The following is a 26505-nucleotide window of genomic DNA, read 5'->3' on the forward strand; positions in this document are numbered from 1 at the left end:
CGGACTCAGCGATCAGGGGAAATGGCGCTGCGGCGCAGATCGCGCGCCTTGCCCAATATGGTTTCTTCCAGCCGCTGCACGGTGCCGGCACGCACGGTGGCTTCGGTCCAACCGGTGGCACCCAGCGTCTGGCGTTGCACCGCCACGCGCACGGCATCGGCGCGCAATTCGGTATCCAGCACCGTCACGGTCACCTTCACGCGTTCATTGGCGCTCTGCGGGGAAACATACCAATCGGTGATGATCACACCGCCATTGGAATCGACCTGAGCCAGCGGCATGAAAGCAATGGTATCCAGCGCGGCGCGCCACAAATAAGTGTTGATGCCAAGCGTGGTGACGCGGGCCGGGGCTTCGGCGGAAAGCTTTGGCCGCTTGCTCTTGCCACAGGCCGGCGTCAGCACCGCCAGCGACGTCAGGAAAACCAGGGTTGCAATTCGCCGCATGGCAGAACCTTCATCACGAAAAACCGGCCGGAAACGGCCGCTGACCGGCCTGCCTTTTGGCATGTTGCACCCGCCCCGCCAAGCCCGCAGCGCCACGGAAATCCGCCGCAACGCATCGCAACTGTGTGCATGCCGCCACACGGACAATGAAAACGCCCGGGCCGTGGCCGTTCAGGCAAAGGCTACGCTTATTGTCATATGGGATTCATGTCCCGGTGTTGATAGGACAAAATTGTATGAAACCGTGTGCCGATTCGCTCGCGCTGGCAGGCGCGCCGCAGAATCCAGCCAAGACCTTTGCGGGGGCCTGGCTGGCCGTTGCCGCCCTGTGCGTGGCGGCGATGGTTTCGGCAACGCCGGCAATGGCTGCCCGAACACCCGCAAAGGCCCAGAAACAGCGCCTGGTCGTCGAAACCCCGCTCACACCCTTCCAGCCGCAGATCGGCGAAGTTGGTCGTTTTGCCTTCACCGCCCCCGGCGCGCCGGCCATGCCGCAATCGCTGGGCAGCGCCTTCCGCTTCACCCCATCGGGCCAGGCCGATAACCGCCGCGCCCTGTCGCTTGGCGTCGCCGCCCGCGTCACCACCCCGGTGGTCGATCGCTCGCGCGCCGCCGCCCCGACCGACAGTTTCGTGGTCCCCGCCGGCTATGGCGTGAACGTGTCGCTGGGCTGGAAGGGCTTTGCCATCGATACCGGCTTTGCCCACGCCGAACCGGTGCTCGCCACACCGCTGTCCGGCCGCATGACCGACCAGCTCAACCTGGGCCTGTCCTACGGTGGCCGCAACTGGCGCACGTCGCTGCAAGGCACCGCCGAACAGAGCCAGCCGCTGGCCTTCGCTCCGCTCACGCGCCGCTATGGCGTCGAATTGGGCGGCGCCTATCGCGTGGCGCCGCGCTTCTCTGTCACTGGCGGCATGCGCTATCGCATCGCGCCGGAACCGCCGTCGCTGGTGCTGCCCAACCGCGACGATCAAGCCGTCTATCTCGGCACCAGCATCGCCTTCTGATCCGGTGAGTGACGCGCAGCAGCGGCTTGCAGACGTGCAGGCAGGCCTGGACCGGGCCTGCCGCGATGCCGGTCGCACGGAAAAACCGCTGCTCGTCGCCATCTCCAAAACCTTCGACGCCGATGCCATCCGCCCCCTGATCACCGCCGGCCAACGCCACTTCGGCGAGAACCGCGTGCAGGAAGCGGCGGCAAAATGGCCGGAGATGCTGGCGGAAACACCGGGAATCACGCTCCACCTCGTCGGCCAGCTGCAATCCAACAAGGCCGCCGAAGCGGTTGCCCTGTTCGACGTGATCCACAGCGTCGACCGCCCGTCGCTGGTGACGGCGCTGGCCAAGGCGCAAACCGCCACCGGCAAGCACCCGGCCTGCTACCTGCAGGTCAACATCGGCGACGAGGCACAAAAGGGCGGCTGCGCGATTGCCGAATTGCCCGCCCTGCTGGATCTGGCACGCACCGCCGGCCTGAACGTGGTCGGCCTGATGTGCGTCCCCCCGGCAAACGTCGAACCCGCCCCCTACTTCGCCCTGCTCGCCGAACACGCCAAGCGGCTGGGCCTCTCCGGTCTGTCGATGGGCATGTCGAGCGACTACGAAACGGCGGCATTGCTGGGCTCGACCGTGGTGCGCGTGGGCAGCGCGCTGTTCGGCAGCAGATGAAGCCTCCGGCGGGCAGGGTCACAGACCCTGCACCCGTTCGTTTTCGGGTGGTCGCGGCGATGCGGGCCGGTCAGAAATTCCAGGTTGGTCGATAAAGATCGCCCGCCAGCGTGGCCGTCGCCTCGAACAGCTTGGCCATGTCGGCCATTGATTGGCCAAGCTGGAGCGGTTCCGTGCCAGCTGTGCCAAGGACAGTCGACAGGCGATCCGAAAAATCTGGTACTGTCAGCGGGAACTCACTGATCTCGGTCATGGCGGTCTTGTCGTTCAGCAGATACACGCCGTTCAGCGCAAACAGCGACAGCGCCAACGCGTTGGCAAAGCGCGTGAAGCAGCCGACGGCGCCATAGACATTGCCGGCGGCAACAAATTTCGGTGCAAAGGCGCGCAAGCCGAAGTCCACGCTCCACAGACATTGCTGAACCACGGCTCGGCGCAAGGCATCGGGCATGGGCATCACTTTGGTCTTGAGCTCGGCAACCAGCCCAGCCGGATCGAAAAGCGCTTTGGCGATGGCAACTTCGCCAAGCACCGTCGGACCAAAGAAACCAAAGGGCGGCTGCTGGGCGAAATCCACTTCAAAGCGCCCGCACAGGGCCTCTGCCAGCGTGTGCTCGACCATGTCGATCTGCCGGTAGAGCAGATCAACCCGCTGCCCGCCCACTGTCAGCCAGGCGCCGCCATCGACCCAGCGCCCCCATTCGCCAAAGCCGGAGACCACGGGTTCCGGCGTGTCGTTGCAGCGGGCGGCGAGGTCGCGAATGGCCGAAATCGCGAAGGGTTGGCGCTGGCGATAATAAAGGGCGATGTCGATGTCGGAATCCGGCCGCGCCCGGCCGCGGGCGTGCGACCCACCCAGCACGACCGCTGCGACGCCAGTGATGCGCGCCAAGCCCGCGCTGACGTCGGAAATCAGCGCGTCCTGCTCACGTGACAAGGCGGTACCCATGGCCCGAATATAAAACGGCGCGCTATACAAGGCCAAACCAAAACAAACGGGTGCAGGGACTGCGTCCCTGCCCGCCGGAGGCCCCACTTCTTCCTGAATCAAGCCGCCAGCGGTTGTATCCGCAGTCGCTTCACCATCCGTGGATCGCCGTCGATCACCTCGAAGCGCCAGCCCGCCGGGTGGTCGACGAATTCGCCGGGGGCAGGCACGCGGCCGGCGAGCATGAAGACGAGGCCGCCAAGGGTATCAACGTCTTCGCCCACTTCGTCGTCGGCCAGATTCACGTCCAGCGTCTGTTCGAGATCGTCGATGGCGAGACGGGCGTCGGCTTCCCAGAGGCGTTCGCCGACTTCCTGGATCAGCGCGGCTTCCACCTCGTCGTGTTCGTCTTCGATGTCGCCGACGATCTCTTCCACGAGATCTTCGATCGTCACCAACCCGTCGACACCGCCATATTCATCGATGATGATCGCCATGTGGGTGCGGCCGGCGCGCAATTGGGCGAGCAGATCGACGATGCGCATCGATGCCGGCACGAACAGCACTTCGCGCAACAGCGGCTCGATGGGCAAATCGTGCAACGGGGCGGAGCTGACCGCGTCGTTGAACGTATCGGCGATGCGGGAATAGACATCCTTGATGTGGATCATGCCGATGATGTTGTCGCGGTCGCCGCGCCACACCGGCATGCGGCTGTGGCCGGCATCGCGGAAGCGCGCCACCAGCGCCGGGAAGCCGGCATCGGCATCAAACATCACCATATCGGCGCGCGGCACGGCGCTGTCGCCCGCACAGGCATCGCCCAGGTGCAGCATGTTGCGCATCATGGCGCGTTCCACCGGGCCCAGATCATCGCCGTTCTTGCCATTGGCGGGCGCGTCTTCGGCTTCGTCGATCGCCTCTTCCAGGCTTTCGCGCAAACTATGTTCGGGGGTGCGGCTGATCAACTGGCGCAGCTGCCGCCACCAGCGGCTGCTGCGCAATCGAGAATGGCTGTCGCCGCTACTGTCGCCCTCGGGCATGGTTACTGATCTTCCTCATACGGGTCGGGCAGGTGCAGCCGGGCGCAGGCGGCGCGTTCCAGCGCCTCCATCTGCTCGGCGTCCCAATCACCGGTTTCGTGATCATACCCTAGCAGGTGCAACGTGCCGTGGACAACCAGATGGCCCACGTAATCCGTCACGCTCCAGCCTTTCTCGGCCGCTTCGCGCACCACGGTTTGCGCTGCCAGCACCAGATCGCCCACCAGCACTTCGCCATCATCGCTGTTGGCCAGACTGACCAGCATGTCGGGGGCGAGCATCGGGAAGGAGAGGATGTTGGTCGGCTTGTCCTTGTCGCGATACTGGCGGTTGAGCGTGTGCACTTCGGCATCGTCGGACAGGCGCACCGCCACTTCCACCGCCATGGGCGCATCGGCCAGTTCGCCATAGGGCGTTTCGGCCAGCGCGGCCGCCACGGCCGACCGCGTCAGGGCCGGCCAGTCCGCCGCGGGCCAGTCGCCCGCCACCACATCGGTTTCCACAACCAGCATCAACCGTCCTTGGCCGGGCCTTCATACGCCTCGACAATGCGGCCAACGATCGGGTGGCGCACCACTTCCTTGACCGAGAAGCGCAGGGTGCTGATGCCTTCCACCCCGTCCAGCCGGCGCACGGCATCGGCCAGGCCGGAGGAACCCGCCACCGGCAGATCGACCTGGTTGGGATCGCCGCAGATCACCATGCGGCTGCGCTCACCGAAGCGGGTGAGGAACATCTTCATCTGCAGCGGCGTGGTGTTCTGCGCTTCATCGAGGATGATGAAGGCATTGGCCAGGGTGCGCCCGCGCATGAAGGCCAGCGGCGCAATCTCGATCTCGCCACTGGCCAGGCGCCGCTCCACCTGTTCGGCGGGCAGCATGTCGTACAAGGCGTCGTAAAGCGGGCGCAGATAGGGATCGACCTTTTCCTTCATGTCACCGGGCAGGAAGCCCAACCGCTCGCCGGCTTCCACGGCGGGGCGCGACAGGATCAGCCGGTCCACGCTGCCGGCGATCAGCTGGCTGACGGCCTGTGCAACGGCGAGATAGGTCTTGCCGGTGCCGGCCGGGCCGAGGGCAAAGATCACGTCCGACGAGCCCAGCGCCTCGATGTAGCGGACCTGGGTGGGCGAACGCGCCACGATGGTCTTGCGGCGGGTACGGATGGCAGCGGTGGTGGGCGCAGCGCCGCTATCGGCGCGAATCAGCCCGTCCAGCGACGGGTCGGAGGCGATGGACACGGCACCGAGAACGTCGCCAGTATCGATCTGCTCGCCTTTCACCAGCCGGCTGTAGAGCGTGGTCAGCACATCGCGGGCGCGGGCCGCGGATTCAGCCTGGCCTTCCACCACCACGCGATTGCCGCGGGCACTGATATAGACACCCAGCTGGCCTTCGAGCGCGATCAGATTCTGATCATATTGGCCAAACAGCGGCCCCAGCAATTGCACCTTGTCGAACTCGATCTCCAGCCGGACACGATCGGTGGCGATGAGCGGTCCGCGCGGGGCTTTTTTCGACATCAGGCAGCTGCACTTTCCTGCTTGGAGGGCGTTACCGGAACGGCTTCGACACTATTGGGGTGGGCATCGACAATGTCCACCTCGACCAGATCACCGATGGCGGCGCCGGGGATGGAAACCACGGCGGACTGGAGCCAGGGTGTCTTGCCGATCAGCTGACCCGGTTTGCGGCCCGGCCGTTCCAGCAGGACCATGCAGCGCCGGCCAATGGTGGAGCGGTTGAAGGCGAGGCTGCCTTCGGTGATGGCGGCCTGCAGACGGGCAAGGCGTTCGTCCTTCACAGCCTCCGGCACCTGATCGGCCATGGTCGCTGCCGGCGTGCCGGGACGGATGCTGTATTTGAAACTGTAGGCCGCAGCATAGCGCACCTCGCGCACGATGCTCAGCGTGTCCTCGAAATCGGCCTCGGTCTCGCCGGGGAAGCCAACGATGAAATCGCCCGACAGTGCGATATCGGGACGGGCCGCGCGCAGGGTGGCCAGGGTTTCCAGATAGGATTCACGGGTGTGAGCGCGGTTCATGGCTTTCAGGATGCGGCTGGAACCGGACTGCACGGGCAGGTGCAGATAGGGCATCAGCTTGGCCACCTCGACATGCGCGGCAATCAGATCGTCATGCATGTCGCGCGGGTGGCTGGTGGTGTAGCGGATACGCGCCAGCCCCTCGATTTCCGCCAGCGCCCGGATCAGGCCGGACAGGCTGAGGCCACCGTTGTAGGCGTTCACATTCTGGCCAAGCAGGGTGATCTCGCGCACACCACGTGCCACCAACGCCTGCGCTTCGGCAATCAGATCCGCCGCAGGCCGGCTGATCTCCGGTCCGCGCGTGTAGGGCACCACGCAATAGGTGCAGAATTTGTCACAGCCTTCCTGCACGGTGAGGAAGGCGCTGGCCCCGGATTTCCCCGGCGTGATGCGGCGCTGGGGCAGGGAATCGAACTTCGGCACCGTCGGCATGTCGATATCGACAGCCCGGCCGGATTCGGATTGCTTCAGCAGTTCGGGCAGGCGGTGATAGGCGAGCGGGCCAACAATCACGTCCACCGCTGGCGCGCGCCTGCCAATTTCCGCGCCTTCAGCCTGGGCCACGCAACCAGCAGCCACGATGGTCGGACGGCTGCCATCCGCGCGCGGCTGGCGCAGGCGGCCAATATCCGAATAGAGTTTCTCGGCGGCCTTCTCGCGGATGTGGCAGGTGTTGAGCACCACAACGTCGGCAGCTTCGGGCGACTCCACGGCGGTCAGCCCCTGGCCGGCCAGCACATCGCCCATGCGCTCACTGTCATAGACGTTCATCTGGCAGCCGAAGGACTTGACGTGAAAGGTCTTGGGGCTGGGTCGGGACGTCAAGTGGGGGCTCCGGTGGCTTGCTGTCTCTCCATAGCCATTTTGCCCCGCCGGGTCACCTGTCATCAGCCCATCATCACCCGCCGCGCATCAGCCGGCGGTAACCGGCGGCAATCAGCGTGTGGCAATGGCGGGCCAGCTGCTTGCGATCGGGAAAATTGGCCGGATCGATGGGATCGTGGAACAATATTTCTGCCGTGATTTTCCCCAGCCCCATGAAGCCGATGGCGTGCGGGCCCAGTTCGGTATCGCCCACCCAGGCCAGATCGGGGAGTTGCCGGCGCGTGACGGGCAGGCCGTTGACGCGGGTATAAGCCAGGGTGACCGGCTGGATGATCAGGCCCGGCACATCGCCCACCACCGAGAACAGCGCCGATTTGAACGGCAGCACACCGGTGCCATCACTGTTGGTGCCTTCGGGAAACAGGATGATCGAGCCGCCCTTGTTGAGCCGATCGGCAATCTCGTTTTTCTGTGCGACGGCCGTCGAACGGCGTTCCCGCGCCACATAGACCGTATGAGCAAAGCTGGCGAACCAGCCCACAGGGCCCCAGCCGGCCACTTCGGATTTGGCGACGAAACTGGCGTTGATGCGGGCACCCAGCACTGGAATATCCGTCCAGCTCAGGTGATTGGCGATATACAGCACCTTGCCGTGCGTGGGCGGCAGGCCATGCATGTGAATGCGCAAGCCCAGCGATCGCGACAGGCCGCGGTGAAACCAGATCGGCAGATAGGGCCGGTTGCGCAGGGTAATCGCGCGCAGCAGCAACTCGGCCGGCACAGTAGCAGCGGCAGTGGCAACCGCGCCAAGTGCGGTGCGGGTCTTCCCCAGGCGCCTGGCCGATGGCGGGCGGCGTTGCATCGGAGGTTCAGGCTGGCTTCTTGAGGGCCTGGCCATAAAGCTCCATGCGGTGATCGACGAGACGATAGCCCAGCTTTTCGGCGATGCGGCGCTGCAGATCCTCGATCTCCGGATCGTGGAATTCGATCACGTCGCCAGTGTCGATATCGATCAGATGATCATGATGGCCATCGGCCACGGTTTCATAGCGCGAGCGGCCGCCCTGGAATTCATGGCGTTCCAATATCCCGGCTTCTTCAAACAATTTCACCGTGCGATAGACGGTGGCGATGGAAATGCGCGGGTCCACCTCCGCCACCCGTCGGTGCAGCGATTCCACATCGGGGTGATCGGTGACTTCGCTCAGCACGCGGGCGATCACCCGGCGCTGCTCGGTGATGCGCAGGCCCTTCTTCAGGCACAGCGCTTCGATATCGATGGGCGTGGTCACTGCCATTCTCCCGCTGTACCCATTGGCTGCCCTGCCCCTTCAATTAGGGGCCAACGCGGGCTGGAGCAAGCGGGGTAATTGCCGGGCGCGACCCTCCCGCGCCCGGCAATCGACTCTGGCCGGATTCAGGCCGGGTTCTTGCGCGGGCGACCGCGCGGCTTGGACGTGCGCTTGGTGCCGAGGCCGATCGACTTGGCGAGCGTGCGGCGCTGTTCGGCATAGTTGGGCGCAACCATCGGATAATCGGCCGGCAGGCCCCACTTGGTGCGATAATCGTCGGGCGTCATGCCATAACGCGTCATCAGGTGACGCTTCAGCATCTTCAGCTTCTTCCCGTCTTCCAGGCAGACAATATAGTCCGGCTTGATCGACGAGCGGACGGCCACGGCCGGCTCCTGCTTCGGCGCCGGCGCTTCGACGGGCGTGCCCAACCGTGCGAGCGTGGCGTAAACGCTTTCAATCACACCGGGAACTTCACCGGGTGCAACCGTGTTGTTGGCAAAATGCGACGAGACAATATCGGCGGTGAGTGCCAACAACTCGGCGTGAGATTGTGAACTTTCTGTCATGTTGATGTCCTTGACCCTTGAACATTTGCGGTCTTGTTAGCCGCAACTGTCCCATTGAGCTTTGGGAAAGGGTTTTGCAACCCAAAAACCTCAGCCTATCAACTGTTCGAGACTAAATCTCATGGTAATCGCGGCGCGGCGGCTGCCATCCTTTGCCGTATAATAGTCAGCGCGCCGGCCAACCTGCACAAAACCTGCGCGATTATACAGATACTTGGCCGGTTCATTATCCTCGCGCACCTCAAGGAACAATTCGCTGGCCCCGCGCACAATCGCGTCTTCCTGCGCACGCATCAACAAGCGTCCGGCAATACCATTGCGCCACTGTGCCGGTGCAACTGCTATCAACAACAGCTCCACTTCCGGCCCCGCCGCACGGCACAGGCTGAAACCGGCAGCCTGGCTGCCCATCAGCGCCAACCGGCCCCAACAGCCCGGCAATGTGAGCGTGGCCGCCAGCTGCGCCGCCGACCAGGCTTCGCCATAAAGAGGATCAAAGGCCGCGTGCATCACGGTCATCAGCGCATCAAGATGGCGCTCATCCGCCGGGATGATGACCAGGTCGGAAGTCGGGCCAGGATTGGGGCCAGAGTTCAAACCGGCGTTCGAAGTCGGTTCCGGGGCGGCGGCGGTGTCCACAGGCGCTGGGATAATCGGCTCAGTCGCCGGCGTAAAGCGCCTGCGGCAAGCCGAGCGCCGCTGGCGGCACGTGCCCGGCAAATGCCGCATCGGGATGATCAGGGCACAACGCGGCAACACCCGGCAACAGGGCGGCACCAGCGCCCGTCACGGCGACCCCCGCCGGCAGCACTGTGACCATGGTCGGCAGCGGTGCCAGCAATCCCGGGCCGAGCACCGCGCCCGCCGCATGGCCACGCCCGGCATCGATCAGCGCCAGCACTGCGCCCAGCGACGGATCGGCGGCAAAGGCCTGCGCCGCCACCAGCGACAGCGCCGAGACGCCGTGCACCGGCACGCCCCAGGCCACTCCCAGCGCCCGCGCCGCGGCAATGCCGATGCGGATGCCAGTGTAGCTGCCCGGACCAATGTCGACGATGATGGCAGCAGCGCGCCGATCGCCCAGCAGATCCGCGATCGCCGGCACCAGCGCTTCGGCATGGCCGCGTCCGATGAGTTCATGATGGCGAGCCAGCACGCGCACGCCCTCGACCAGCGCAATCGACAGCGCGGGCGACGACGTGGACAGGGCGAGGATGGTCACACCCGCGCCGCTACAGGATTTGCGCGGCATCCTCAAACGCCAAGCGCGGCAGGCGTGGGAAGACGCCCTGGCCATTGCCTTTGCCCAGCGAGCAGATGAAGTTGGTCTCGATGCCGGTATCTGCCCAGAAGGCGGCGTCCACGGTCTTCTTGTCAAAGCCCGACATGGGCCCGGTGTCCCAGCCCAGTGCGCGCGCCGCCATGATCAGATAGGCGCCCTGCAGGCTGCTGTTGCGGAAGGCGGTCTCGCGGGCAAAATCGGCGCTCCAGTTGAACCAGGGCCGCGCGTCGACATGCGGGAAGAGTTCGGGCAGCCGGTCATAGAATTTGGGATCAAAACCGATGATCACCGTAACCGGGGCGGCCATCACCTTTGGCTGGTTGGCGGCGCTGACAGTGGCCGCCAGTTTCGCCCGCGCGTCTGGTGAATGGCAGAAGATGAAGCGCGCCGGCGACGCGTTGGCCGAGGTCGGCCCCATCTTCACCAGATCATAAAGTTGGCGCAGCTGGCTTTCCGAAACCGGCGTTTCGTCCCAGCCATATTGGGTGCGGGCATCGGTGAACAATTGCGCCAATGCGGCGCCGTCGAGTGGCGATCCGGCCACGATCAGACCGCCCGCACGTCAAGAACTTCGGGCACATAATATTTCAGCAGCGATTCAATGCCCATCTTCAACGTCATGGTGCTGGACGGGCAGCCGGAACAGGCGCCCTGCATTTCAAGGAACACCGTGCCCTGGCGAAAGCCGCGATAGACAATGTCGCCACCATCTTCGGCCACCTGCGGGCGCACCCGGGTTTCGATCAGCTCGCGGATCTGCATCACGATATCGGCATCGGCCGGATCATCATCGGTCACCGCTTCAGCAACCGTGCCGGTAAACAGCGGCGCACCGCTGGTGAAATGATCGACCAGCACGCCCAGGATCTGCGGCTTCAGCGCCGGCCAGTCAGCACCGGCCGGATTGCGGGTGACCGAAACGAAATCATGGCCCAGGAACACACGGTCCACATCGCCCAACGCAAACAGAGCGGCGGCCAGCGGTGAGGCTTCGGCGGCTTCGGGGGTCGGAATGTCCACACCGTCCGCGCCGGTCACCTTCTGGCCGGGACGGAACATCAGGGTCATCGGATTGGGGGTCTGCTCGGTTTCGATGAACATGGGCACGGCCTTTCCTTCGCTTGCCAGCGATATGGCCCAGCCGCCCGCTGCCTTCAAGACAAGTCAGACGATTTCTGTCGTAATTCGGTGATCAGGCTCAGGCTATGGTGGCCAGTCGGTCGGTATCAAGGCTGCCCGGCACCAGCATCAGGATGCAGGGCAGGCTGCCGGCGTGCTCCCCGGCAAAGAAACTCACCAATGGCCCCGGCGTGCCGCGGCTGGCCGTGCCAAGCACCAACGCGCGGATGGATGGATTGTCCTTTACATGCGTCAGGATCAGCGCCGAAGGCTCCCCTTCCAGCACCAGCACATCGGGCCGGGCACCTTCCATTGCTTCGGCCTCGCCGGCCAGTTGCGCCAACAGCGCCTCTGCCTCGGCGCGGGCTTCGGCGGCCATCATCGATTGCACGGCGCCGAAATGCATGAACTCAGTGGGCCGCACCACGGTCACCAGCCGCACATCGGCGCCCACATGCGCTGCCCGCAGCACGGCAAAGCGCATCGCCACCCGGCTTTCCGGGCTGTCGTCGATCACGACGAGATAGGTGGCGGCAGCACTCACCCGTCAAGCGTAGGGCGATTTGGCGCGAAGGAGCAAGTCAAACCCGGCTCTTCAATGCGTCGGCCAGGCTGGTGGTGGCACTGCCCGGTGCCTTCGGGCTGGGCTGGCCCGGGCCGGGCGCCCAGCCGGCGACGTGCAGTATCTCGATGGTCACGCTGGTCTTGCCATCGCCATCGGCCATGGCGGCAAAGCGCTGGGCGGCAGCCATCAGGACGTCGCGGCGCAGGGGCCTGCGCCGGCGCAAGACTGATCGCGCGCCCATGGCGGTCAGATCATCAAACAGGCCGAACAGGCTGGCATAGCGCAGGCTGATACGCTCGACATCGGCGACCGGCATGGCAAAGCCGGAGCGGGCCAGCAGGCCGGCGGCCGCATTGGCCTCCACCATCGGCGCCGTATGACTGCCGGCACCGCCGGTGATGGCCACTTCCGCCTCGAGCAGGCAGGCGCGCAGTTCCACCAGGCTCATGCCGCCCACGAACGCCGCAACGAACAGGCCATCGGGGCGCAGCACCCGCCTGATCCCGGACATTGCTGCGGGAAGATCATTCACGGTGGTAAGTGATCCGGCCGACACCACCAGATCGAAGCTGGCATCGGCAAACGGCAATCGATCCTCGTCCGCGATCGTCACACCGGGTTCATTGGCACTCAGCGCCGCCCGCGTTGCGCCAGGCCAGATGGCGCGGGGCCCGCCCAGATCGAGCACATCCGCAAACGGCCGCGCCACCATCGCCACGCGTTCGCGCAGTTCATCGGCCATCAGATCGTGCAGGAAAGACACCTTGCCAAAACCCGCAGCGGCGCGGGCATGGCGATGGCGGCGCAGCGCGGCATCAAAGGGCAGGGCATCCGTCATCACCCTCTCTTTACGCCGCGCGAGGCGAGGCGCAAACTCGCCAGATGGTTGCAGTTCTGGCCTTGGTGACGACTCCCCTTCGCGCGGTGATCGACGTCGTGCTGCCGCCGCGCTGCCCGGCCTGCGGCGAGATCGTCGATGGTGATGATCGCTTCTGCGCTGCCTGTTTCGGCCAATTGCAGGCGCTGGGGCCGCCGCAATGCGCCTGCTGTGGCATACCGCTTCCTCACGAAGGCGACATCGCGGCCCAATGCGGCGCCTGCCTCGGCGAACCGCCCCCCTTTCAGCGCGCCCGCGCACCTTTCACCTATGGTGGCCCGACCCGGCATCTGGTGCTTGCGCTGAAGCACGGCCGCCGCCTGCATCTGGCGCGGATGATGGCCCGCGCCATGCTGCGCGTGGCAGGTGATCTGCCCGAAGATGCCGTGATTGTGCCTGTGCCCTCCCATGCCCTGCGGCTTTGGCAGCGCGGCTTCAACCAGGCGGCCGAAATTGCCCGCCAGCTGTCGCGGCAATCCGGCCGGCCACTGGCGGTGGACGCGCTTGCCCGCATCAGGGCCACGCCCAGCACCAAGGGCCTGACCCGCAAGGCCCGCCAGAAGAATGTGCAAGGCGCGTTCCGCGTGGCGCACGCCGATCAGATCAAGGGTCGCACCGTCGTGCTGATCGACGACGTGATGACCACCGGTGCTACGGTTTCCGCCTGTGCCGCGAAACTTGCCAGGGCAGGGGCGCGACAAGTGGAGGTCTTGACCTATGCCCGCGCCGTGCGCGAGGAGCAGGCTCACGTGTCAGTTCGATGACAGAAATGGCTTGATCAGGGATGGGATGCCATGGCCACGATTGAAATCTATACCAAATTCCTGTGCCCCTTCTGCACGCGTGCCAAATCGTTGTTGAAGGCCAAGGGTGTGGACTTTGAGGAAATCGACATTTCCATCGGCGGCCCGCGCCGGACCGAGATGCTGGAACGCTCCGGCGGCCGCCAAACCGTGCCGCAGATCTTCATCGATGGCCGCCACATCGGCGGTTGCGATGATCTGCAGGCGCTTGATCGCGCCGGCCGGCTGGACCCGCTGCTCGCCGCATGACGCTCACGCTCGCCATACTGCAGACCAATACAGGCATTGATCCCGACGCTGAGGCCCGGCAGCTTGCAGCGCAGATCGGCGATGCGGCCAGCCGCGGCGCACAAATCGTCTTTACCCCCGAAATGAGCGGCCTGCTCGATCGCGATCGGGCGCGGGCGAGTGGCAAGGTGCGTCAGGAAGCCGATGATGTGGTGCTGGCTGCCGTGCGCACCGCTGCAGCCCGGCATAATGTGTGGGTGCAGCTGGGCAGCCTGGCGCTGCGCGGCACGGGCGAGAAATTCGTCAACCGCGGTTTCCTGATCCGGCCGGATGGCGAGATCGCGGCGCGCTATGCCAAGATCCATCTGTTTGATGTCGCGCTTGGCACCGAAAGCTGGCGGGAATCCGCCGCCTATGATGCCGGTGAAGAAGCGGTGGTGGCGGCCACGCCGTGGGGGCCGCTGGGGCTGACCATTTGCTACGACCTGCGCTTTCCAGCCCTGCACCGCGCCTTGGCCGAGGCCGGTGCACAGATGATTGCAGTGCCGGCGGCGTTCACCCGCCCCACCGGCCAGGCCCATTGGCATGTGCTGTTGCGCGCCCGCGCCATTGAAACCGGCTGCTGGGTGATCGCAGCGGCGCAGACCGGCGTACATGCCGATGGCCGCGCCACTTTTGGCCACAGCCTGGTGATCTCGCCATGGGGCGACGTGGTGCTCGACATGGGCGAAGCACCCGGCATCGGGCTGGCGACGATCGACCTTGGCGAAGTGGCAGCGGCGCGCGGCAAGGTGCCGGCCCTCGAACATGCCCGTCCCTTCCGCTTGGTCGGCCCATGATCGTCTATGATCTGGTGTGCGACGCGGCGCACCGGTTTGAAGCCTGGTTCGGATCGAGCAGCGACTATGAAGACCAGCTGCAGCGTGGCTTGCTGTCATGCCCGCTGTGCGGCAGCGCCAAGGTGGGCAAGGCGGTGATGGCGCCCGCCGTTCCGGCCAAATCCAACCAGAAAGCGGCCACCCAGAGCCTGGCCACTGATGATGCGATGGCTCGATTGCTGATGCTGCAACGCGCCTTTGAAGCCAACAGCGATTATGTCGGCGATCGCTTCGCTGCCGAAGCCCGCGCCATCCACCAGGCAGGGGAAACCCGCAGCGTGCACGGCGAAGCCACACCGGAAGAGATCAGGGCCCTGCGCGAGGATGGAGTGTCGCTGTTGCCCTTGCCATTCCGCCCGCGCGGCCGTTCGGACGCCTGAAACAGGATGTTTGCCAAAGTTTTTTCTTGAACAGCGCCAAACATCATGGCCTTGAAAATCCGGCGCACCCGTAGCTCAGCTGGATAGAGCGACGGTTTCCTAAACCGTAGGCCGCAGGTTCGAACCCTGCCGGGTGCACCACTATTGTTTGCGCGTTGCCGCCCACCAACCCAACGCGCGGGTTTGCGCATTGCCGCCGGCCAGCCCTTTTGCCGCATCACATTGTCAGCATGGGCTTGCCATGGTTTACTGGTCGCCAGCTGAGAGGCTCCAGCGCGGGGAAAACGTGTGAAGCAAACGCTGCTCAATCTACTGCCGCCGGCATCCGTGGCAGCGCTGCTGCTGTTCTGGGGCAATGCGCCTGCCAGCCTCGTCGACAGCCCCTATACGCTGGTGACGGTCATCCTGATCGTGGTTGGCTTCGTGCAGCTGCTGGAACTGGGCTTTGAACGCCATGAAGGCTGGCGCATCACGGGCCGTGAGCTGGCCACCGATGCCTTCTATGTCGTGCTCAGCTTCACCATGATCAACTGGATGACCGAGAATCTGGCCAATGGGCCGATGGGCGCCGCCAAGGCCGCGCTTGGCCTGTCCACACCCTGGGTGAAGGCGCTGCCCTTTCTGGCGCAGGTCGCCTTTGCCACGCTGTTGTTTGAATTCGGCCAATATTGGATGCACCGGCTGATGCACAACAATGGGCTGTTCTGGTCCACCCACGCCCCCCATCATCACATCACCCAATTGAACGCCGCCAAAGGCTATGTCGGCAATCCGATCGAGCTGTTCCTGATCACGCTCAGCGTGCTGGTGCTGTTCGATTTCGACAAGGCGGCCGTGTTCGCCTCCGCCTCCATCGGCACGGCCGTCTCGACCTTTGCCCATGCCAATGTGCGATCGGACCCGCCGGCGTGGTACAGTTTCTTCTTCACCACCATCCGTCATCACAGCCTTCACCATACGGCGCTGAGCTATGAGGATACGCGCTGCAACTATGGCAATGTCGTCATCCTCTATGACCGTCTGTTCGGCACCTATCGCGAAGGCGAATCCGCAGTGGTGGGCCAGGACGAACGCCGCCGCCTGAGCATCCCCGAACAATGGCTGTTCCCATTCCAGCCGCTGCTGGCCCGGTTCAAGGCCCAGCGCGGCTGAGGCGATCAGCGCGGGCGAGCCAGGGCCACGAGCAGCGGCGCCGCGATCGCGCTGTCAAAATATTCGCGCACATGGGTCACACGGCCCACAGCCACATCGGCCACCACACACACCGGCAGGCGCAGCACATGCCCATCCGGCATGGGGCCGCCGGCCGTGTGTTCCTCCACAAAGCCGGTGGCTGTGGCGGCGCGCACCGCATCGCCATAGCCCCAGCCGGGCACCGCGGCGTGCACCACCGCGTTGAACTTCAGCAGCGCTTCGAGGTTCATCGGCGGCGCACCATTCTGCACCAGCTGAAAATCCGGTGCGCAAAGGTCGCGCACGGCAGCGGCATCATTGGCCGCCAGCGCGGCAAACAGGGCTTCGGCGATCTGGGCGTTGTCCATCACGGGTTCCTTCATTGGCCGGGCCGCTTGGCGCGCAAGGTGGGCGGCGCATCCAGAGGATTATCCGGCCACGGATGTTTGGGATAGCGGCCTTTCAAATCCTTCTTCACATCGGCCCAACTGCCCGCCCAGAAGCCCGGCAGATCCTTGGTCACCTGGATTGGCCGACCGGCTGGCGATGTCAGCCGCAAGGTCAGCGGCACCCGGCCTTCGGCCAGCGTCGGATGGCGGGCAAGGCCAAACAAGGTCTGCACCCGCATGTCGGCGGCCGGCCCGCCATCGGCGGCATAATCAATCGCGTGGCTGCTGCCCGCCGGGGTGGTGAAACGGGCCGGCGCGAACCGGTCGAGCTGCTGGCGCTGGTTCCAGTCGAGCCGGTTCAGCAGCGCTTCGGCCAATTGTGCATCCGACAGATCAGACAGGCGGCGGCCAAGCGACGGGGCCAGCCAATCGGCCAACCCGGCAAGCAACGCGGCATCGTCGCTGGCCGGCAGATCAAGACCGTGTGCAGCCGCAAAACCAAGGCGGGCACGCAGCGCCAATGCGGCTTCACCCCAAGGCAACAAGCCCAGGCCAGTGGCCGCCACCGCATCGAGCAGGGCGGCGCGCACGCGGGCCGGATCGGGCCGCTCCATGGGCTGACGCGCCAAAGTGATGGCACCAAGCCGGCGCTGGGTTTCGGCGGTCACCCCGGTGGTGGCCGGATCATAGCCAAATACCACCCGGCTTTCGATGCGGCTGGCCAGCAGCTTTTCCACATCCCCGTGCAACGGCGCGCCCAACAGCAGCCGCGCCCCGGCCGCACTGCCGCTGGCATCTGCCACCACGATCCATTCGCTGCGCGCCAACGGCGAATCCGGCGGCGCTGCGACAGCACGACCATTGGCCATCAGAAACGCTGCTCCGCGCCGCCTGGCAACCCGGTCGGGCAGGCCCAGCGCCAGCACTTCGCCAGCGGATTCGACGTTGATATCCGTCTCGGTCGCTCCCACCGCGCGGGCCCAGCGCTGTGCCAGCTTGCGCGCGGCATCAGCCCGCTGGCCACGTTCACGCGCCCAGCCGGAAAGCCGCTGTTCCAGATCATCGCTGCGCCCGCCCAGCCCGCGTTCGCCCAGCAGAACGGCGATGCGTGCCGCCAGCAGGCCATGGCCGCGTGCCGCAGCCTTGACCAGCATATGGGCCTGTTCGGGCGCCATTGGCAGCGCGGCCAGCTTCTCGCCGTGCGGGGTCACGCGGCCTTGATCGTCAATGGCGGCCAGCGCCTTCAGCCGGGTCTGAGCTTCGGCGACCGCCACGGAAGGCGGCGGATCACGCCAGGGCAATATGGCGGGATCCGGCACGCCCCAACGGGCGCAATCCAGCACCAGACCGGCCAGATCGGCCTCCAAGATCTCGGGCGGATCAAAAGGCGCGCGGCCCAGGGTCTCGGCGGCTTCCCACAGGCGGATCGCCACGCCGGGTGCAGTGCGGCCGGCACGGCCAGCGCGTTGGGTCACGGCGGCCTGGCTGGAACGCACGGTCACCAGCCGCTGCAAGCCCACACTGCGATCCAGCTGCGGCCGGCGCGACAGGCCGGAATCGACCACCACCCGCACGCCATCGATGGTGATGCTGGTCTCGGCAATCGACGTCGCGAGCACGATCTTGCGGCGGCCTGGCGCTGCGGGCGCGATGGCGACGCGTTGATCGGCAGCTTCGCGGGCGCCGTGCAGGCGGAACAGATCGGTATCGGCCGGCAGCCGGCCTTCAAGCCGCTCGGCAGTGCGTTCGATTTCGGCAACCCCTGGCAGGAAAGCGAGGATCGAGCCGGTTTCGCTGGCGAGCGCCGCGCGAATGGCGCCGGCCATGGCATCTTCCAGCCGCTCCGCCGGGTTGCGGCCAATGTGGCGCTGTTCAACCGGGAACATCCGGCCTTCGGATTCGATCTGGACCAGGCCAGGAATGATGGCGGCAAAGCCGGCGACATCGAGCGTGGCCGACATCAGCACCAGGCGCAGATCGGGGCGCAGCGCGGCGCGGGCCTCGAGGGTGAGGGCCAGCGCGAAATCGCTGTCGAGGCTGCGTTCATGCACTTCATCGAACAGCACGCCGGCCACACCTGCCAGTTCCGGATCGCTGACCAGCATGCGGGTGAAGATGCCTTCGGTCACCACTTCGATGCGGGTGGCGGCAGAAGTGCGGGCATCGAGCCGGGTGCGATATCCGATGGTCTGGCCCACCGCTTCGCCCATTTCCTCGGCCATGCGTTCGGCGGCAGCGCGGGCGGCAAGGCGGCGCGGCGAGAGCAGGATGAGCTTGCCACCTTTGACCCAGTCTTCGCCAAGCAACGCCGGTGGCACGGCAGTGGTCTTGCCAGCCCCGGGCGGCGCCACAAGCGCAACAGGTGAATTGCTGGCCAGCGCCGCCTGTACCTGCGGCAGCACGGCGAGCACCGGCAGCATCAGAACGGCTTGACGATCACCAGCACCGCCACCGCCAGCGTGACCAGCGACGGGATTTCATTCATCAACCGCAGCCGACGCTCGGTGACATTGCGGTCACCAGCCGCAAAGCGCTTGGAGGTGACCACGCTCCAGTGGTGGAACCAGGTCAGCAGGCAGACAAAGGCGAATTTTGCGACCAGCCACAGGGGCCAGCCAAGGTGGAAGCCCAGCGAAAGACCGGCGATCCAGCTCACCACCATGGCTGGTGACAGGATGATGCGGCGCAGGCGGCGGCAGCGTTCATCCCACAGCGCGGATTCCGCCGCTTGTGGCGCCACCGGATGCCAATAGACCAGGAATCGCGGGATCATGAACAGGCCGGCCATCCAGAAGATGACGAAGGCCACATGTAGCGCCTTCACCCACAGATAGGCGTCGCCAAGCCAGCCTGCGCCCCACTCGATCACTTACAGCGGCTTCCGCAGCAGCGCGAACAGCTGTTCAACATGTTCGATCGGCGTATCTTGTAGGATGCCGTGGCCCAGATTGAAGATGTGCGGGCGACCCGACAGCGCGTGGCGAATGCGCAGCGTCGCCTGTTCCAGCGCTTCCCCGCCGGCAATCAGCGCCAGCGGATCGAGATTGCCCTGCACGGGCATACCCGGCGGCAGCATGGCATCGGCCCAGGCCGGATCGACGGTTTCATCAAGGCCCACCGCATCCACACCGGTTTCGGCCGCATAGGCTGCCAGCTTGGCACCGGCACCCTTGGGGAAGCCGATGATCGGCACATCGGGGTGGCGCACCATCAGGCGGCCTACGATATCGGCGTTGGGTGCGATCACCCAGCGTTCGAACTGGGCCGGGCTGAGCGTGCCGGCCCAACTGTCAAACAGCTGGATGGTCTGGGCACCAGCTTCGATCTGCCCCGACAGATAATCAACGGTCACCGCCACGATGCGATCGATCAGCGCCTGGAACCGCGCCGGATCCTTGTAGGCAAGGCGGCGGGTTTCGGCCTGATCCTTGCTGCCATGGCCGGCGACCATATAGGTGGCGACCGTCCACGGGCTGCCGGCAAAGCCCAGCATCGTCACCGACGGATCGATCGCCTTTCGTACCTTGGCAACGGTTTCATAGATCTTGGCGAAATACAGCGGATTGGGCTGTAGCTGCGAGAAATCGCCATCGTGCAGCGCCGGCGTGAGCTGCGGGCCTTCGCCGGGACCAAAGGTAAGGCCCTGGCCCATGGCGTGCGGCACGATCAGGATATCGGAAAACAGGATGGCGCCATCCATCCCGAAGCGGCGCAGCGGCTGGATGGTGATTTCGGCGGCGGCATCACTGTCGTACACCAGTTCCAGGAAGCCGCCCTTTTCGGCGCGCAGGGCGCGATATTCGGGCAGATAGCGCCCGGCCTGCCGCATCAGCCACACCGGCGGAGGGTCCCGCATTTCGCCCTTCAGCACGGCGAGCAGCGGCGGGTCTTTCGGAGAAGATTTCAGGTCAGCCATGTCGCTCCCTTTCGGGCCAGCGCCAAGGCCGGTCAAGGCCTCGCTTGGCTTCCACTGACTGAAAAGAATCTGGAAAAATTGTGGGTAGTAGTAGGCGGCGGAATCGTGGGGATAAAAATGCGCCCGCCGATCCATCCACAGATGGTGGCTGATGCGACTCGCCGGAATCGCGCGAGTCGCCGGCCTTGTCCCCGTTATCCACACCCCGGCCTGTGCATATTTCCGCAGCCCCATGATCTGGGCGGGGGCGCGGGGACGGATGGGCCCAATTGCCGCTTGCCCGAAGCTCCACAGCAGCGTTAACGCTTTGCCCTGATGCTTATCCACAGAGTCATACGGGTGAAATATTCCCGGCCGGGGCGGGCGTGACCATGACGGACACGCTGCACCTGCATCTGATCAGTGATTCCACCGGCGAAACGCTGGAATCGGTGGCGAAGGCCAGCCTGGCGCGATTCGAGGGCGCACAGGCGGTGAAGCATTTCTGGCCGATGGTGCGCAGTGAAGGCCATCTTGATCGCATCATCGAGGAAGTGGCGAAGAAACCCGGGCTGGTCATCTATACGCTTGTTGATGGTGCCGTGCGCGATCGGCTGGAAACCCGCTGCGCCACGCTTGGGCTGCCGATGGTGTCGCCGCTTGATCCGACGATCTCGGCGCTGTCGGAACTGCTCGGCCAGGCCGCCACCCGCCGGCCGGGGCGTCAGCACGTGATGGACCAGGCCTATTTCCGCCGTGTCGACGCCATCAACTACACGATGGTGCATGACGATGGCGCGATGACCGCGCTGGAGGAGCTGGAAGAGGCCGATATCGTGCTGCTCGGCGTGTCGCGCACCTCGAAAACGCCGACCTCCATCTATCTGGCCAACCGCGGCTACAAGACGGCCAATATCCCGTTGGTGCCGCAATCGCCGCCGCCAGCCCATGTCTGGACGGTGAAAGGCCCGTTGCTGGTTGGCCTCACCACCGCGCCCGACCGGTTGCAGTCCATCCGCCGCAATCGGCTGCTCACGCTGGGGCAGACGCCCGACACCGATTATGTCGATGTCGAGCAGATCGAAGCCGAAGTGGCCTTTGCCCGCCGGCTGTTTGCCGATCGTGATATTCCGGTGATCGATGTTACCCGCCGCAGCATCGAGGAAACGGCTGCGGCCATCATCAACCTGCATCAGGCCAGGCTGGAGACAAGGGGAGACACGGGGGCATGATGCTGGTGCTGGCCAGCCAGTCGGCCGCGCGTCGCGCGATGTTGACCGCAGCTGGCGTGCTGCACGAGGCGTTGCCGGCGCATGTCGATGAAGAGGCGATTACCGCCGGTCTGGTCGCCGAACAGGCCAGCCCGGAACGCATTGCCGACGCGCTGGCCGAAGTGAAGGCGCTGAAGATCAGCCGCCAGCATCCCGGTGCGCTGGTGCTTGGCGGGGATTCGGTGGTGGTCACGGCAGATGGCAGCATGGTGGTCAAACCTGAAACCCGTCCGCGTGCCGAAGCGCAGCTGCGGCAATTGTCGGGCACCACGCACCGGCTGATCTCCGCTGCGGTAATCTGCGAAGCCGGCAAACCTGTCTGGCGCAATGCGGGTGCAGCCACGCTGACCATGCGCCGCCTGAGCGACGCCTTCATTGCCGCCTATCTTGATGAAGAAGCCGAGGCCGTGCTGGGCTGTGTCGGCTGCTATCGGATCGAAGGGCTGGGCGCCCAGCTGTTCAGCCGGATCGATGGTGATCAGTTTGTCATTCGAGGCCTCCCGCTGCTCGCCGTTCTGGACTATCTGAGGGTCAGGGGAGTGCTGGCCACATGAGGGAACCTGCCGTTGCGGGCGTGATCGGCTGGCCGATCAGTCATTCGAAATCACCGCTGATCCATCGTTTCTGGCTGGGAAAACTCGGGCTGGATGGTGATTACAGCCGGTTTCCAGTGCGGCCCGAACAGCTCGGCACCTTCGTGCGGGCACTGCCCGTCATGGGCTTGCGTGGTGTGAATGTGACGGTGCCGCACAAGCTGGCCGTGATGGCGCACCTCGATGGCCTCGCGCCGGAAGCGGTCGCGGTGGGGGCGGTCAACACCATCCTAGTTGGCGAGGATCATCGCCTCATTGGCCATAATACTGATACCGCGGGCATCACCGGGCCGGCCGGCGCGATCATGGCCGGGCGCACTGTTCTGGTGATTGGCAGCGGCGGTGCGGCGCGGGCAGCGGCGGCGGCCGCGCGCGACAGCGGCGCCGCGGCCCTGTGGGTGATGGCCCGGAACTACAACGCTGCCGGCGCCTTGCTGGCGGCATCGAGCTTGCCCGGCGGCGTGATGGCGATGGGTGACGTGCCGCCGGCCGATACCGGGCTGGTGTTCAACGCCACCACGCTGGGAATGGCCGGCCAGCCGGCGCTCAATATCAATCTTTCGGCTTTGCCGGCCGATGCCGTGGTGTTCGATGCCGTCTATGTGCCGCTGGAAACCCCCTTGCTGGCGGCCGCCCATGCGCGCGGGCTCGTCACCATCGACGGGCTGGACATGCTGATCGGCCAGGCGGCCGAGGCGTTTCGGCTGTTCTATGGCGCCGATCCGCCGCGCCGTCACGATGGCGAACTTCGGGCGATGCTCACCAAATGAGCCGCACGATCATCATCGGCCTCACCGGTTCCATCGGCATGGGCAAATCCACCGTGGCTGCCATGTTCCGCAAGCTGGGCGTGCCGGTGTTTGATGCTGATGCGGAGGTGCGGCGCGTGCAGGGGCCGGGTGGACGAGCGCTGGCGGCGATCGAGGAGCTGTTTCCCGGCACCACCCACGCCGGCGGCCTGCACCGGGAAAAACTAGGCGCCGCAGTCTTTGGTGATCACGCCAGGCTGCGCGATCTGGAGAAGATCCTGCATCCGCTGGTGGCCGAAGCTCAAAGCGAATTTCTTGGCGCGCACCGGCTGAAGCCTGCCATCGTGCTCGATGTGCCGCTGTTGTTTGAAAAGGGCGGCTGGCGGCGCTGTGATGTCAGCGTGGTGGTCTCGGCGCCCTATCGCGTGCAGCGCGCCCGCGTGCTGGCCCGGCCAGGCATGACGCCCCAGAAATTCGCCGGCATATTGAAAGGCCAGATGCCCGATCGCGAGAAACGCGCCCTGGCCGATGTGGTGATCGAAACCGGTCGCGGCCGTCGCCAAACCTGGCTGGCGGTGAAACGGCTGATTTCATCGCTCTAGGGCTTGCTCCACCGGCCATCATCGCTACATGGGCGCCATGCGCGAAATTGTCTGGGATACCGAAACCACTGGCATCATGCCGGGTGATGGCCACCGCATCGTCGAGATCGGTGCGGTGGAAATGATCAATCGCACCGTGACGGGGCGGACCTTCCACACTTATATCGATCCGCAGCGGCCGATGCCCAAGGATGCGGAGCGCGTGCACGGCCTGTCGAGCGACTTCCTCACCGGCCAGCCGATCTTTGAACAGGTGGTCGATGATTTCCTCGCCTTCATCGGCGATGCACCGCTGGTTGCCCACAATGCCGCCTTCGACATGGAGTTCCTCAACTGGGAACTGAAGCGCGCCGGCATGCCCATCGTGCCCATGACCCGCGCCATCGACACGCTGGAAATCAGCCGCAGGGCCAACCCGGGCGCCAAGCACACGCTCGATGCGCTATGCACCCGCTATGGCATTGATCTTTCGGCCCGCACCAAGCACGGCGCGCTGCTCGATGCCGAATTGCTCGCCCGTGTCTATATCGAGCTGACTGGTGGCCGGCAGATCGGATTCGACCTTGCCAGCGACGCAGCCGGGGACGACACTCAATATGAGCGGGTGAGTCTTGCCGCACGGGCGCATGAGGCCAGCGAGGAGGAGCTGGCACGGCACGCCAGTTTCGTGGCCGGCCTGAAGGACCCGCTCTGGCTGTCGTGACACTCAGGTGAGAGTGCACGGCCGAGCGAGGAGAAACAGGAACATGGATATCCGTATTTCAGGGCACCAGGTCGATACCGGGGTTGCCTTTGGCGAACATGTGCACGAACGATTGGGCGCAATGGTGGCGAAATATTTCCCGCGCGCGCTGTCGGCCCATGTCACGCTGGGCCCCGCCCCCTATGGCCATTTCTCGTGCGATATCGTGATGCACGTGATGGCTGACCTTATCCTGAAGGGATCGGCCCGCGCCGGCGACGCGCATGTGGCGTTTGATGCTGCCGCCGAGCGGATCGACAAGCAATTGCGGCGTTACATGCGCCGGCTGAAGGACCGCCACTCACCGGCCGCCGGCCGCACCACGCCTGCGCTGGCGGAACTGCCGCCGCTCGACAATGCCGAATACAAGGTGTTCGCCGCCGCGCCCGAGGATGCGGAAGCGGAAGGCGATGCGCCGCTGATCATTGCCGAAACCCGCGTCGATATCCCCACGACCAGCGTAAGTGATGCCGTTATGATGCTGGATCTTCGCAACACCACGGCCCTGTTGTTCGTCAATAGTGCCACGGGAACGCACAACATGGTCTATCGCCGGGAGGATGGCACCATCGGCTGGGTTGAACCCCGTGCCGAAGTGGCCGCCCGCCCACGGGAAGCTGCACTGGCAGGATAGGACGGCAATGAACGCAGCATCTTCGGCATTTGGCCAGGCTGGCAGCTTTGTCGGGCTGGTATCGGCAGAGGGCGTGATTCCCGCGCTGCCGGTGCTGGCCAAGGATGCGGCCCTGCTGGCGCTGGCCCGCCACGCATCGGCGCTGGTGGGCCAATCGGCCATGCTGATCCTGGAACGGCTGCGCATGCGGGAAGCCCTGGGTCCGACCGGCTTCGGCGGCGGTGTGGCCATTCCGCATGTGCGGCTGGCCGATCTGCCCGCCTGCCTGGCCGTGGTGGCCAGGCTGCCGGAACCCATTGAATGGGGTGCGGTGGACGGGCAGCCGGTTGACATATTGGTGCTGCTGCTGTCGCCGGAAGGGGCTGGCGCCGATCATTTGAAAGCCTTGGCCCGGGTCAGCCGCGCGCTGCGTGATCCGGAAACGCTGCCGGCCCTGCGGGCCGCCACCGACGCGGATGCGATGCTCGCCGTGCTGGCCGGGCAAAGCGCCGTCGCCGCCTGACGTGCACGATGGCGATCCCTTGCCCCGGCTGGCCAGCCGGGTGCGGGTGGATGCGCTGTTGCGCCGGGTGAGCGCGGCCGGCGGCTTCGCCACCGTGCTGGCCCGCGGCGATGATGAAGCCGGCGCCATTGCCGTGGTCACGCGTGAGGCGGGTGAGGAGGCCTTGCGCGCCGCCGTGCCGGGTGGTTCCGGCCGTTATGAATTTGCCGAACTCGCCCGCGGAGACGCCGTGCCGGCCTGGATCGAGCGGGCGCGCCGCCGCGATCCCGATCTGTGGGTGATTGAACTGGATATCCCGCAGGCAGGGCAGTTCGTCGCCGAAATGCTCGACGGCGGTTGATTGCCAAGCAGCATTTACGCTTGAACCTCGTCCATGGTTTCACGGGGCATCCACAGCATCGGCAAGACGGCTGCGCGCATCGCGGCGCTGGTCGTGCTGGCGCTTGCGGGCCCGGCGCTGGCGGAAACGAGCCTGCCCGTCCTGCCCGGTGAAGATGATCGCGTGATGGCGCAGACCGTGGCGCCGTCGTCCGCTGGCCTGCCGGCCCTCGTGCAGATGGTGGCGGCTGCGCCCGCCGCTGATGCCACCGATGCCGGACTGGCCAGCGCCTCTGAACTCGATTGCCTGGCCACCGCCGTGTGGTTCGAAAGCCGCGGAGAAACCCTGGAAGGCCAACTCGCCGTGGCCCAGGCCGTGGTCAACCGCGCCAAGTCCGGCCGCTGGGGCAAGGGTGTGTGCGGCGTGATCAAGGCGCCGCGTCAGTTCAACTTCAATGCCTCCCGCGTGCAGCGCTCCACGGCCACCTTCACCACCGCGCTCGCCGTGGCCCGCATTGCTGCTGCCGGCCTGTGGCACGATATCGCTGAAGGCGCCCACAGCTTCCATGCCGCTCGTCTCAATCCAGGCTGGCGCCTCGCCCGCGTCGCCAGGATCGGCAACCACGTCTTCTATCGCTGATCGCAGCGCCGTTCAGGGGTTTGGTGACCCTGATTTTCCGCTAGA

At 65.4% G+C, this 26505-nt stretch carries 35 protein-coding genes and 1 tRNA gene; 17 read left to right on the forward strand and 19 right to left on the reverse strand.

The genetic code is table 11. The features are described from left to right. Positions 1-5 precede the first annotated feature (5 nt). Positions 6-446: a DUF3576 domain-containing protein gene (locus tag D619_RS0111025; protein ID WP_026090963.1), complete on the reverse strand. Its 441-nt coding sequence runs from the start codon at positions 444-446 to the stop codon at positions 6-8. 236 nt (positions 447-682) lie between these two features. Here D619_RS0111025 and D619_RS18325 point away from each other — a divergent pair, with 236 nt between their 5' ends. Together D619_RS18325 and D619_RS0111035 are read left to right on the forward strand one after the other, a co-directional pair. Further along, positions 683-1456: a hypothetical protein gene (locus D619_RS18325; RefSeq protein ID WP_017668652.1), complete on the forward strand. Its 774-nt coding sequence runs from the start codon at positions 683-685 to the stop codon at positions 1454-1456. Positions 1457-1460: 4 nt separating this feature from the next. Continuing rightward, positions 1461-2117, forward strand: coding sequence for a YggS family pyridoxal phosphate-dependent enzyme (locus tag D619_RS0111035; protein ID WP_026090964.1), 657 nt, complete (start codon positions 1461-1463; stop codon positions 2115-2117). Positions 2118-2187: 70 nt separating this feature from the next. On the opposite strand, the gene D619_RS16400 is transcribed toward D619_RS0111035, so the two are convergent. The 14 genes from D619_RS16400 to D619_RS0111105 all read right to left on the reverse strand — a co-directional run bounded on the left by D619_RS16400 (position 2188) and on the right by D619_RS0111105 (position 12624). Continuing rightward, a complete protein-coding gene (locus D619_RS16400) occupies positions 2188-3066 on the reverse strand; it encodes a nucleotidyltransferase domain-containing protein (RefSeq protein ID WP_017668654.1) in 879 nt (292 codons plus the stop codon). A gap of 98 nt (positions 3067-3164) precedes the next feature. Next, positions 3165-4088, reverse strand: a complete 924-nt coding sequence (locus tag D619_RS0111045; protein WP_033373445.1) for a hemolysin family protein — start codon at positions 4086-4088, stop codon at positions 3165-3167. Between the two features lie 2 nt (positions 4089-4090). After that, positions 4091-4600, reverse strand: coding sequence for an rRNA maturation RNase YbeY (gene ybeY, locus D619_RS0111050; protein WP_017668656.1), 510 nt, complete (start codon positions 4598-4600; stop codon positions 4091-4093). After that, positions 4600-5610 carry a PhoH family protein gene (locus D619_RS0111055; protein ID WP_017668657.1) on the reverse strand — a complete coding sequence of 337 codons (1011 nt, stop codon included), beginning with the start codon at positions 5608-5610 and terminating at the stop codon, positions 4600-4602. The genes ybeY and D619_RS0111055 overlap by 1 nt, the downstream gene beginning before the upstream one ends. Next, on the reverse strand, positions 5610-6959 hold the full coding sequence (miaB, locus tag D619_RS0111060) for a tRNA (N6-isopentenyl adenosine(37)-C2)-methylthiotransferase MiaB (protein WP_026090965.1): 1350 nt from the start codon (positions 6957-6959) through the stop codon (positions 5610-5612). The genes D619_RS0111055 and miaB overlap by 1 nt, the downstream gene beginning before the upstream one ends. A 73-nt stretch (positions 6960-7032) precedes the next feature. Beyond that, entirely contained in the window at positions 7033-7821 is a 789-nt protein-coding gene (locus D619_RS0111065; RefSeq protein ID WP_017668659.1) for a lysophospholipid acyltransferase family protein, read from the reverse strand. 7 nt (positions 7822-7828) lie between these two features. Then, complete coding sequence (locus tag D619_RS0111070) at positions 7829-8251, reverse strand: Fur family transcriptional regulator (RefSeq protein ID WP_026090967.1); 423 nt, start codon at positions 8249-8251, stop codon at positions 7829-7831. A gap of 125 nt (positions 8252-8376) precedes the next feature. Continuing rightward, on the reverse strand, positions 8377-8820 hold the full coding sequence (locus tag D619_RS0111075) for a MucR family transcriptional regulator (RefSeq protein ID WP_026090968.1): 444 nt from the start codon (positions 8818-8820) through the stop codon (positions 8377-8379). A 90-nt stretch (positions 8821-8910) separates the two neighbouring features. Further along, a complete protein-coding gene (locus D619_RS0111080; RefSeq protein ID WP_243442639.1) occupies positions 8911-9549 on the reverse strand; it encodes a GNAT family N-acetyltransferase in 639 nt (212 codons plus the stop codon). Next, complete coding sequence (tsaB, locus tag D619_RS17355) at positions 9479-10042, reverse strand: tRNA (adenosine(37)-N6)-threonylcarbamoyltransferase complex dimerization subunit type 1 TsaB (RefSeq protein WP_017668663.1); 564 nt, start codon at positions 10040-10042, stop codon at positions 9479-9481. The genes D619_RS0111080 and tsaB overlap by 71 nt, the downstream gene beginning before the upstream one ends. A gap of 10 nt (positions 10043-10052) precedes the next feature. After that, positions 10053-10646 carry a malonic semialdehyde reductase gene (locus D619_RS0111090; protein ID WP_017668664.1) on the reverse strand — a complete coding sequence of 198 codons (594 nt, stop codon included), beginning with the start codon at positions 10644-10646 and terminating at the stop codon, positions 10053-10055. A gap of 2 nt (positions 10647-10648) precedes the next feature. Further along, the gene (locus tag D619_RS0111095; RefSeq protein ID WP_026090970.1) at positions 10649-11203 is read right to left on the reverse strand and encodes a NifU family protein; all 555 of its coding nucleotides are present in this window, start codon (positions 11201-11203) and stop codon (positions 10649-10651) included. A 97-nt stretch (positions 11204-11300) separates the two neighbouring features. Next, entirely contained in the window at positions 11301-11765 is a 465-nt protein-coding gene (locus tag D619_RS0111100; protein ID WP_017668666.1) for a universal stress protein, read from the reverse strand. A 37-nt stretch (positions 11766-11802) separates the two neighbouring features. After that, positions 11803-12624, reverse strand: coding sequence for a class I SAM-dependent methyltransferase (locus D619_RS0111105; protein WP_017668667.1), 822 nt, complete (start codon positions 12622-12624; stop codon positions 11803-11805). A gap of 65 nt (positions 12625-12689) precedes the next feature. Here D619_RS0111105 and D619_RS0111110 point away from each other — a divergent pair, with 65 nt between their 5' ends. The 6 genes from D619_RS0111110 (at position 12690) to D619_RS0111135 (ending at position 16104) form a co-directional block, all read left to right on the forward strand. Next, a complete protein-coding gene (locus D619_RS0111110) occupies positions 12690-13427 on the forward strand; it encodes a ComF family protein (RefSeq protein ID WP_243442640.1) in 738 nt (245 codons plus the stop codon). A 30-nt stretch (positions 13428-13457) separates the two neighbouring features. Continuing rightward, positions 13458-13715 (forward strand): glutaredoxin 3, encoded by a 258-nt coding sequence (grxC, locus tag D619_RS0111115; RefSeq protein ID WP_017668669.1) that lies wholly within the window; start codon positions 13458-13460, stop codon positions 13713-13715. Beyond that, positions 13712-14533: a carbon-nitrogen hydrolase family protein gene (locus D619_RS0111120; protein WP_017668670.1), complete on the forward strand. Its 822-nt coding sequence runs from the start codon at positions 13712-13714 to the stop codon at positions 14531-14533. The genes grxC and D619_RS0111120 overlap by 4 nt, the downstream gene beginning before the upstream one ends. Next, on the forward strand, positions 14530-14952 hold the full coding sequence (locus tag D619_RS0111125; RefSeq protein ID WP_017668671.1) for a DUF1178 family protein: 423 nt from the start codon (positions 14530-14532) through the stop codon (positions 14950-14952). The genes D619_RS0111120 and D619_RS0111125 overlap by 4 nt, the downstream gene beginning before the upstream one ends. A 64-nt stretch (positions 14953-15016) precedes the next feature. Next, positions 15017-15093, forward strand: a tRNA-Arg gene (locus D619_RS0111130). Positions 15094-15240: 147 nt separating this feature from the next. Further along, positions 15241-16104, forward strand: a complete 864-nt coding sequence (locus D619_RS0111135) for a sterol desaturase family protein (RefSeq protein ID WP_017668672.1) — start codon at positions 15241-15243, stop codon at positions 16102-16104. Between the two features lie 5 nt (positions 16105-16109). Here the strand turns inward: D619_RS0111135 and D619_RS0111140 are convergent, their stop codons facing one another. Genes D619_RS0111140 through hemE form a run of 4 tightly spaced genes read right to left on the reverse strand, consistent with a single transcriptional unit; the run spans position 16110 to position 20430 of the window. Next, a complete protein-coding gene (locus D619_RS0111140) occupies positions 16110-16493 on the reverse strand; it encodes a nuclear transport factor 2 family protein (protein WP_033373482.1) in 384 nt (127 codons plus the stop codon). A gap of 11 nt (positions 16494-16504) precedes the next feature. After that, positions 16505-18934 (reverse strand): ATP-dependent helicase HrpB, encoded by a 2430-nt coding sequence (hrpB, locus tag D619_RS0111145; protein ID WP_017668674.1) that lies wholly within the window; start codon positions 18932-18934, stop codon positions 16505-16507. Next, the gene (locus D619_RS0111150; RefSeq protein WP_017668675.1) at positions 18934-19383 is read right to left on the reverse strand and encodes a CopD family protein; all 450 of its coding nucleotides are present in this window, start codon (positions 19381-19383) and stop codon (positions 18934-18936) included. The genes hrpB and D619_RS0111150 overlap by 1 nt, the downstream gene beginning before the upstream one ends. Next, positions 19384-20430 (reverse strand): uroporphyrinogen decarboxylase, encoded by a 1047-nt coding sequence (gene hemE, locus D619_RS0111155; protein ID WP_020480471.1) that lies wholly within the window; start codon positions 20428-20430, stop codon positions 19384-19386. 371 nt (positions 20431-20801) lie between these two features. On the opposite strand from hemE, the gene D619_RS0111160 reads away from it, so the two are divergent. The 9 genes from D619_RS0111160 to D619_RS17360 are packed head-to-tail and all read left to right on the forward strand — an operon-like array spanning position 20802 to position 26460. Continuing rightward, positions 20802-21641 carry a pyruvate, water dikinase regulatory protein gene (locus tag D619_RS0111160; RefSeq protein ID WP_017668677.1) on the forward strand — a complete coding sequence of 280 codons (840 nt, stop codon included), beginning with the start codon at positions 20802-20804 and terminating at the stop codon, positions 21639-21641. Then, the gene (locus D619_RS0111165) at positions 21638-22234 is read left to right on the forward strand and encodes a nucleoside triphosphate pyrophosphatase (RefSeq protein ID WP_017668678.1); all 597 of its coding nucleotides are present in this window, start codon (positions 21638-21640) and stop codon (positions 22232-22234) included. Before D619_RS0111160 ends, D619_RS0111165 begins: the two co-directional genes overlap by 4 nt. Next, complete coding sequence (aroE, locus tag D619_RS0111170) at positions 22231-23043, forward strand: shikimate dehydrogenase (RefSeq protein WP_017668679.1); 813 nt, start codon at positions 22231-22233, stop codon at positions 23041-23043. The genes D619_RS0111165 and aroE overlap by 4 nt, the downstream gene beginning before the upstream one ends. Then, on the forward strand, positions 23040-23624 hold the full coding sequence (gene coaE, locus D619_RS0111175) for a dephospho-CoA kinase (protein ID WP_017668680.1): 585 nt from the start codon (positions 23040-23042) through the stop codon (positions 23622-23624). Before aroE ends, coaE begins: the two co-directional genes overlap by 4 nt. A 37-nt stretch (positions 23625-23661) precedes the next feature. After that, complete coding sequence (gene dnaQ, locus D619_RS0111180) at positions 23662-24327, forward strand: DNA polymerase III subunit epsilon (protein ID WP_026090972.1); 666 nt, start codon at positions 23662-23664, stop codon at positions 24325-24327. A gap of 43 nt (positions 24328-24370) precedes the next feature. Beyond that, positions 24371-25000, forward strand: a complete 630-nt coding sequence (gene raiA / locus D619_RS0111185; RefSeq protein ID WP_026090973.1) for a ribosome-associated translation inhibitor RaiA — start codon at positions 24371-24373, stop codon at positions 24998-25000. A 7-nt stretch (positions 25001-25007) separates the two neighbouring features. Beyond that, positions 25008-25502, forward strand: coding sequence for a PTS sugar transporter subunit IIA (locus D619_RS0111190; RefSeq protein ID WP_017668683.1), 495 nt, complete (start codon positions 25008-25010; stop codon positions 25500-25502). Between the two features lies 1 nt (position 25503). Continuing rightward, entirely contained in the window at positions 25504-25842 is a 339-nt protein-coding gene (locus tag D619_RS0111195; protein WP_017668684.1) for a DUF1491 family protein, read from the forward strand. A 33-nt stretch (positions 25843-25875) separates the two neighbouring features. Beyond that, positions 25876-26460 carry a cell wall hydrolase gene (locus D619_RS17360; RefSeq protein ID WP_017668685.1) on the forward strand — a complete coding sequence of 195 codons (585 nt, stop codon included), beginning with the start codon at positions 25876-25878 and terminating at the stop codon, positions 26458-26460. The last annotated feature ends 45 nt before the right edge of the window (positions 26461-26505 follow it).

This window comes from Sandarakinorhabdus sp. AAP62 (genome assembly GCF_000331225.1).
Classification (GTDB): Bacteria; Pseudomonadota; Alphaproteobacteria; order Sphingomonadales; family Sphingomonadaceae; genus Sandarakinorhabdus.

What these genes read in the sequence shown, in the direction of transcription:
- D619_RS0111025 (WP_026090963.1), bottom strand. Translation starts at nt 446, where the DNA reads ATGCGGCGAATTGCAACCCTGGTTTTCCTGACGTCGCTGGCGGTGCTG.
- D619_RS18325 (WP_017668652.1), top strand. Translation starts at nt 683, where the DNA reads ATGAAACCGTGTGCCGATTCGCTCGCGCTGGCAGGCGCGCCGCAGAAT.
- D619_RS16400 (WP_017668654.1), bottom strand. Translation starts at nt 3,066, where the DNA reads ATGGGTACCGCCTTGTCACGTGAGCAGGACGCGCTGATTTCCGACGTC.
- D619_RS0111045 (WP_033373445.1), bottom strand. Translation starts at nt 4,088, where the DNA reads ATGCCCGAGGGCGACAGTAGCGGCGACAGCCATTCTCGATTGCGCAGC.
- ybeY (WP_017668656.1), bottom strand. Translation starts at nt 4,600, where the DNA reads ATGCTGGTTGTGGAAACCGATGTGGTGGCGGGCGACTGGCCCGCGGCG.
- D619_RS0111055 (WP_017668657.1), bottom strand. Translation starts at nt 5,610, where the DNA reads ATGTCGAAAAAAGCCCCGCGCGGACCGCTCATCGCCACCGATCGTGTC.
- D619_RS0111065 (WP_017668659.1), bottom strand. Translation starts at nt 7,821, where the DNA reads ATGCAACGCCGCCCGCCATCGGCCAGGCGCCTGGGGAAGACCCGCACC.
- D619_RS0111075 (WP_026090968.1), bottom strand. Translation starts at nt 8,820, where the DNA reads ATGACAGAAAGTTCACAATCTCACGCCGAGTTGTTGGCACTCACCGCC.
- D619_RS0111080 (WP_243442639.1), bottom strand. Translation starts at nt 9,549, where the DNA reads ATGCGGCATTTGCCGGGCACGTGCCGCCAGCGGCGCTCGGCTTGCCGC.
- D619_RS0111095 (WP_026090970.1), bottom strand. Translation starts at nt 11,203, where the DNA reads ATGTTCATCGAAACCGAGCAGACCCCCAATCCGATGACCCTGATGTTC.
- D619_RS0111105 (WP_017668667.1), bottom strand. Translation starts at nt 12,624, where the DNA reads ATGACGGATGCCCTGCCCTTTGATGCCGCGCTGCGCCGCCATCGCCAT.
- grxC (WP_017668669.1), top strand. Translation starts at nt 13,458, where the DNA reads ATGGCCACGATTGAAATCTATACCAAATTCCTGTGCCCCTTCTGCACG.
- D619_RS0111120 (WP_017668670.1), top strand. Translation starts at nt 13,712, where the DNA reads ATGACGCTCACGCTCGCCATACTGCAGACCAATACAGGCATTGATCCC.
- D619_RS0111125 (WP_017668671.1), top strand. Translation starts at nt 14,530, where the DNA reads ATGATCGTCTATGATCTGGTGTGCGACGCGGCGCACCGGTTTGAAGCC.
- D619_RS0111140 (WP_033373482.1), bottom strand. Translation starts at nt 16,493, where the DNA reads ATGGACAACGCCCAGATCGCCGAAGCCCTGTTTGCCGCGCTGGCGGCC.
- hrpB (WP_017668674.1), bottom strand. Translation starts at nt 18,934, where the DNA reads ATGCTGCCGGTGCTCGCCGTGCTGCCGCAGGTACAGGCGGCGCTGGCC.
- hemE (WP_020480471.1), bottom strand. Translation starts at nt 20,430, where the DNA reads ATGGCTGACCTGAAATCTTCTCCGAAAGACCCGCCGCTGCTCGCCGTG.
- D619_RS0111160 (WP_017668677.1), top strand. Translation starts at nt 20,802, where the DNA reads ATGACGGACACGCTGCACCTGCATCTGATCAGTGATTCCACCGGCGAA.
- D619_RS0111165 (WP_017668678.1), top strand. Translation starts at nt 21,638, where the DNA reads ATGATGCTGGTGCTGGCCAGCCAGTCGGCCGCGCGTCGCGCGATGTTG.
- aroE (WP_017668679.1), top strand. Translation starts at nt 22,231, where the DNA reads ATGAGGGAACCTGCCGTTGCGGGCGTGATCGGCTGGCCGATCAGTCAT.
- coaE (WP_017668680.1), top strand. Translation starts at nt 23,040, where the DNA reads ATGAGCCGCACGATCATCATCGGCCTCACCGGTTCCATCGGCATGGGC.
- dnaQ (WP_026090972.1), top strand. Translation starts at nt 23,662, where the DNA reads ATGCGCGAAATTGTCTGGGATACCGAAACCACTGGCATCATGCCGGGT.
- raiA (WP_026090973.1), top strand. Translation starts at nt 24,371, where the DNA reads ATGGATATCCGTATTTCAGGGCACCAGGTCGATACCGGGGTTGCCTTT.
- D619_RS0111190 (WP_017668683.1), top strand. Translation starts at nt 25,008, where the DNA reads ATGAACGCAGCATCTTCGGCATTTGGCCAGGCTGGCAGCTTTGTCGGG.
- D619_RS17360 (WP_017668685.1), top strand. Translation starts at nt 25,876, where the DNA reads ATGGTTTCACGGGGCATCCACAGCATCGGCAAGACGGCTGCGCGCATC.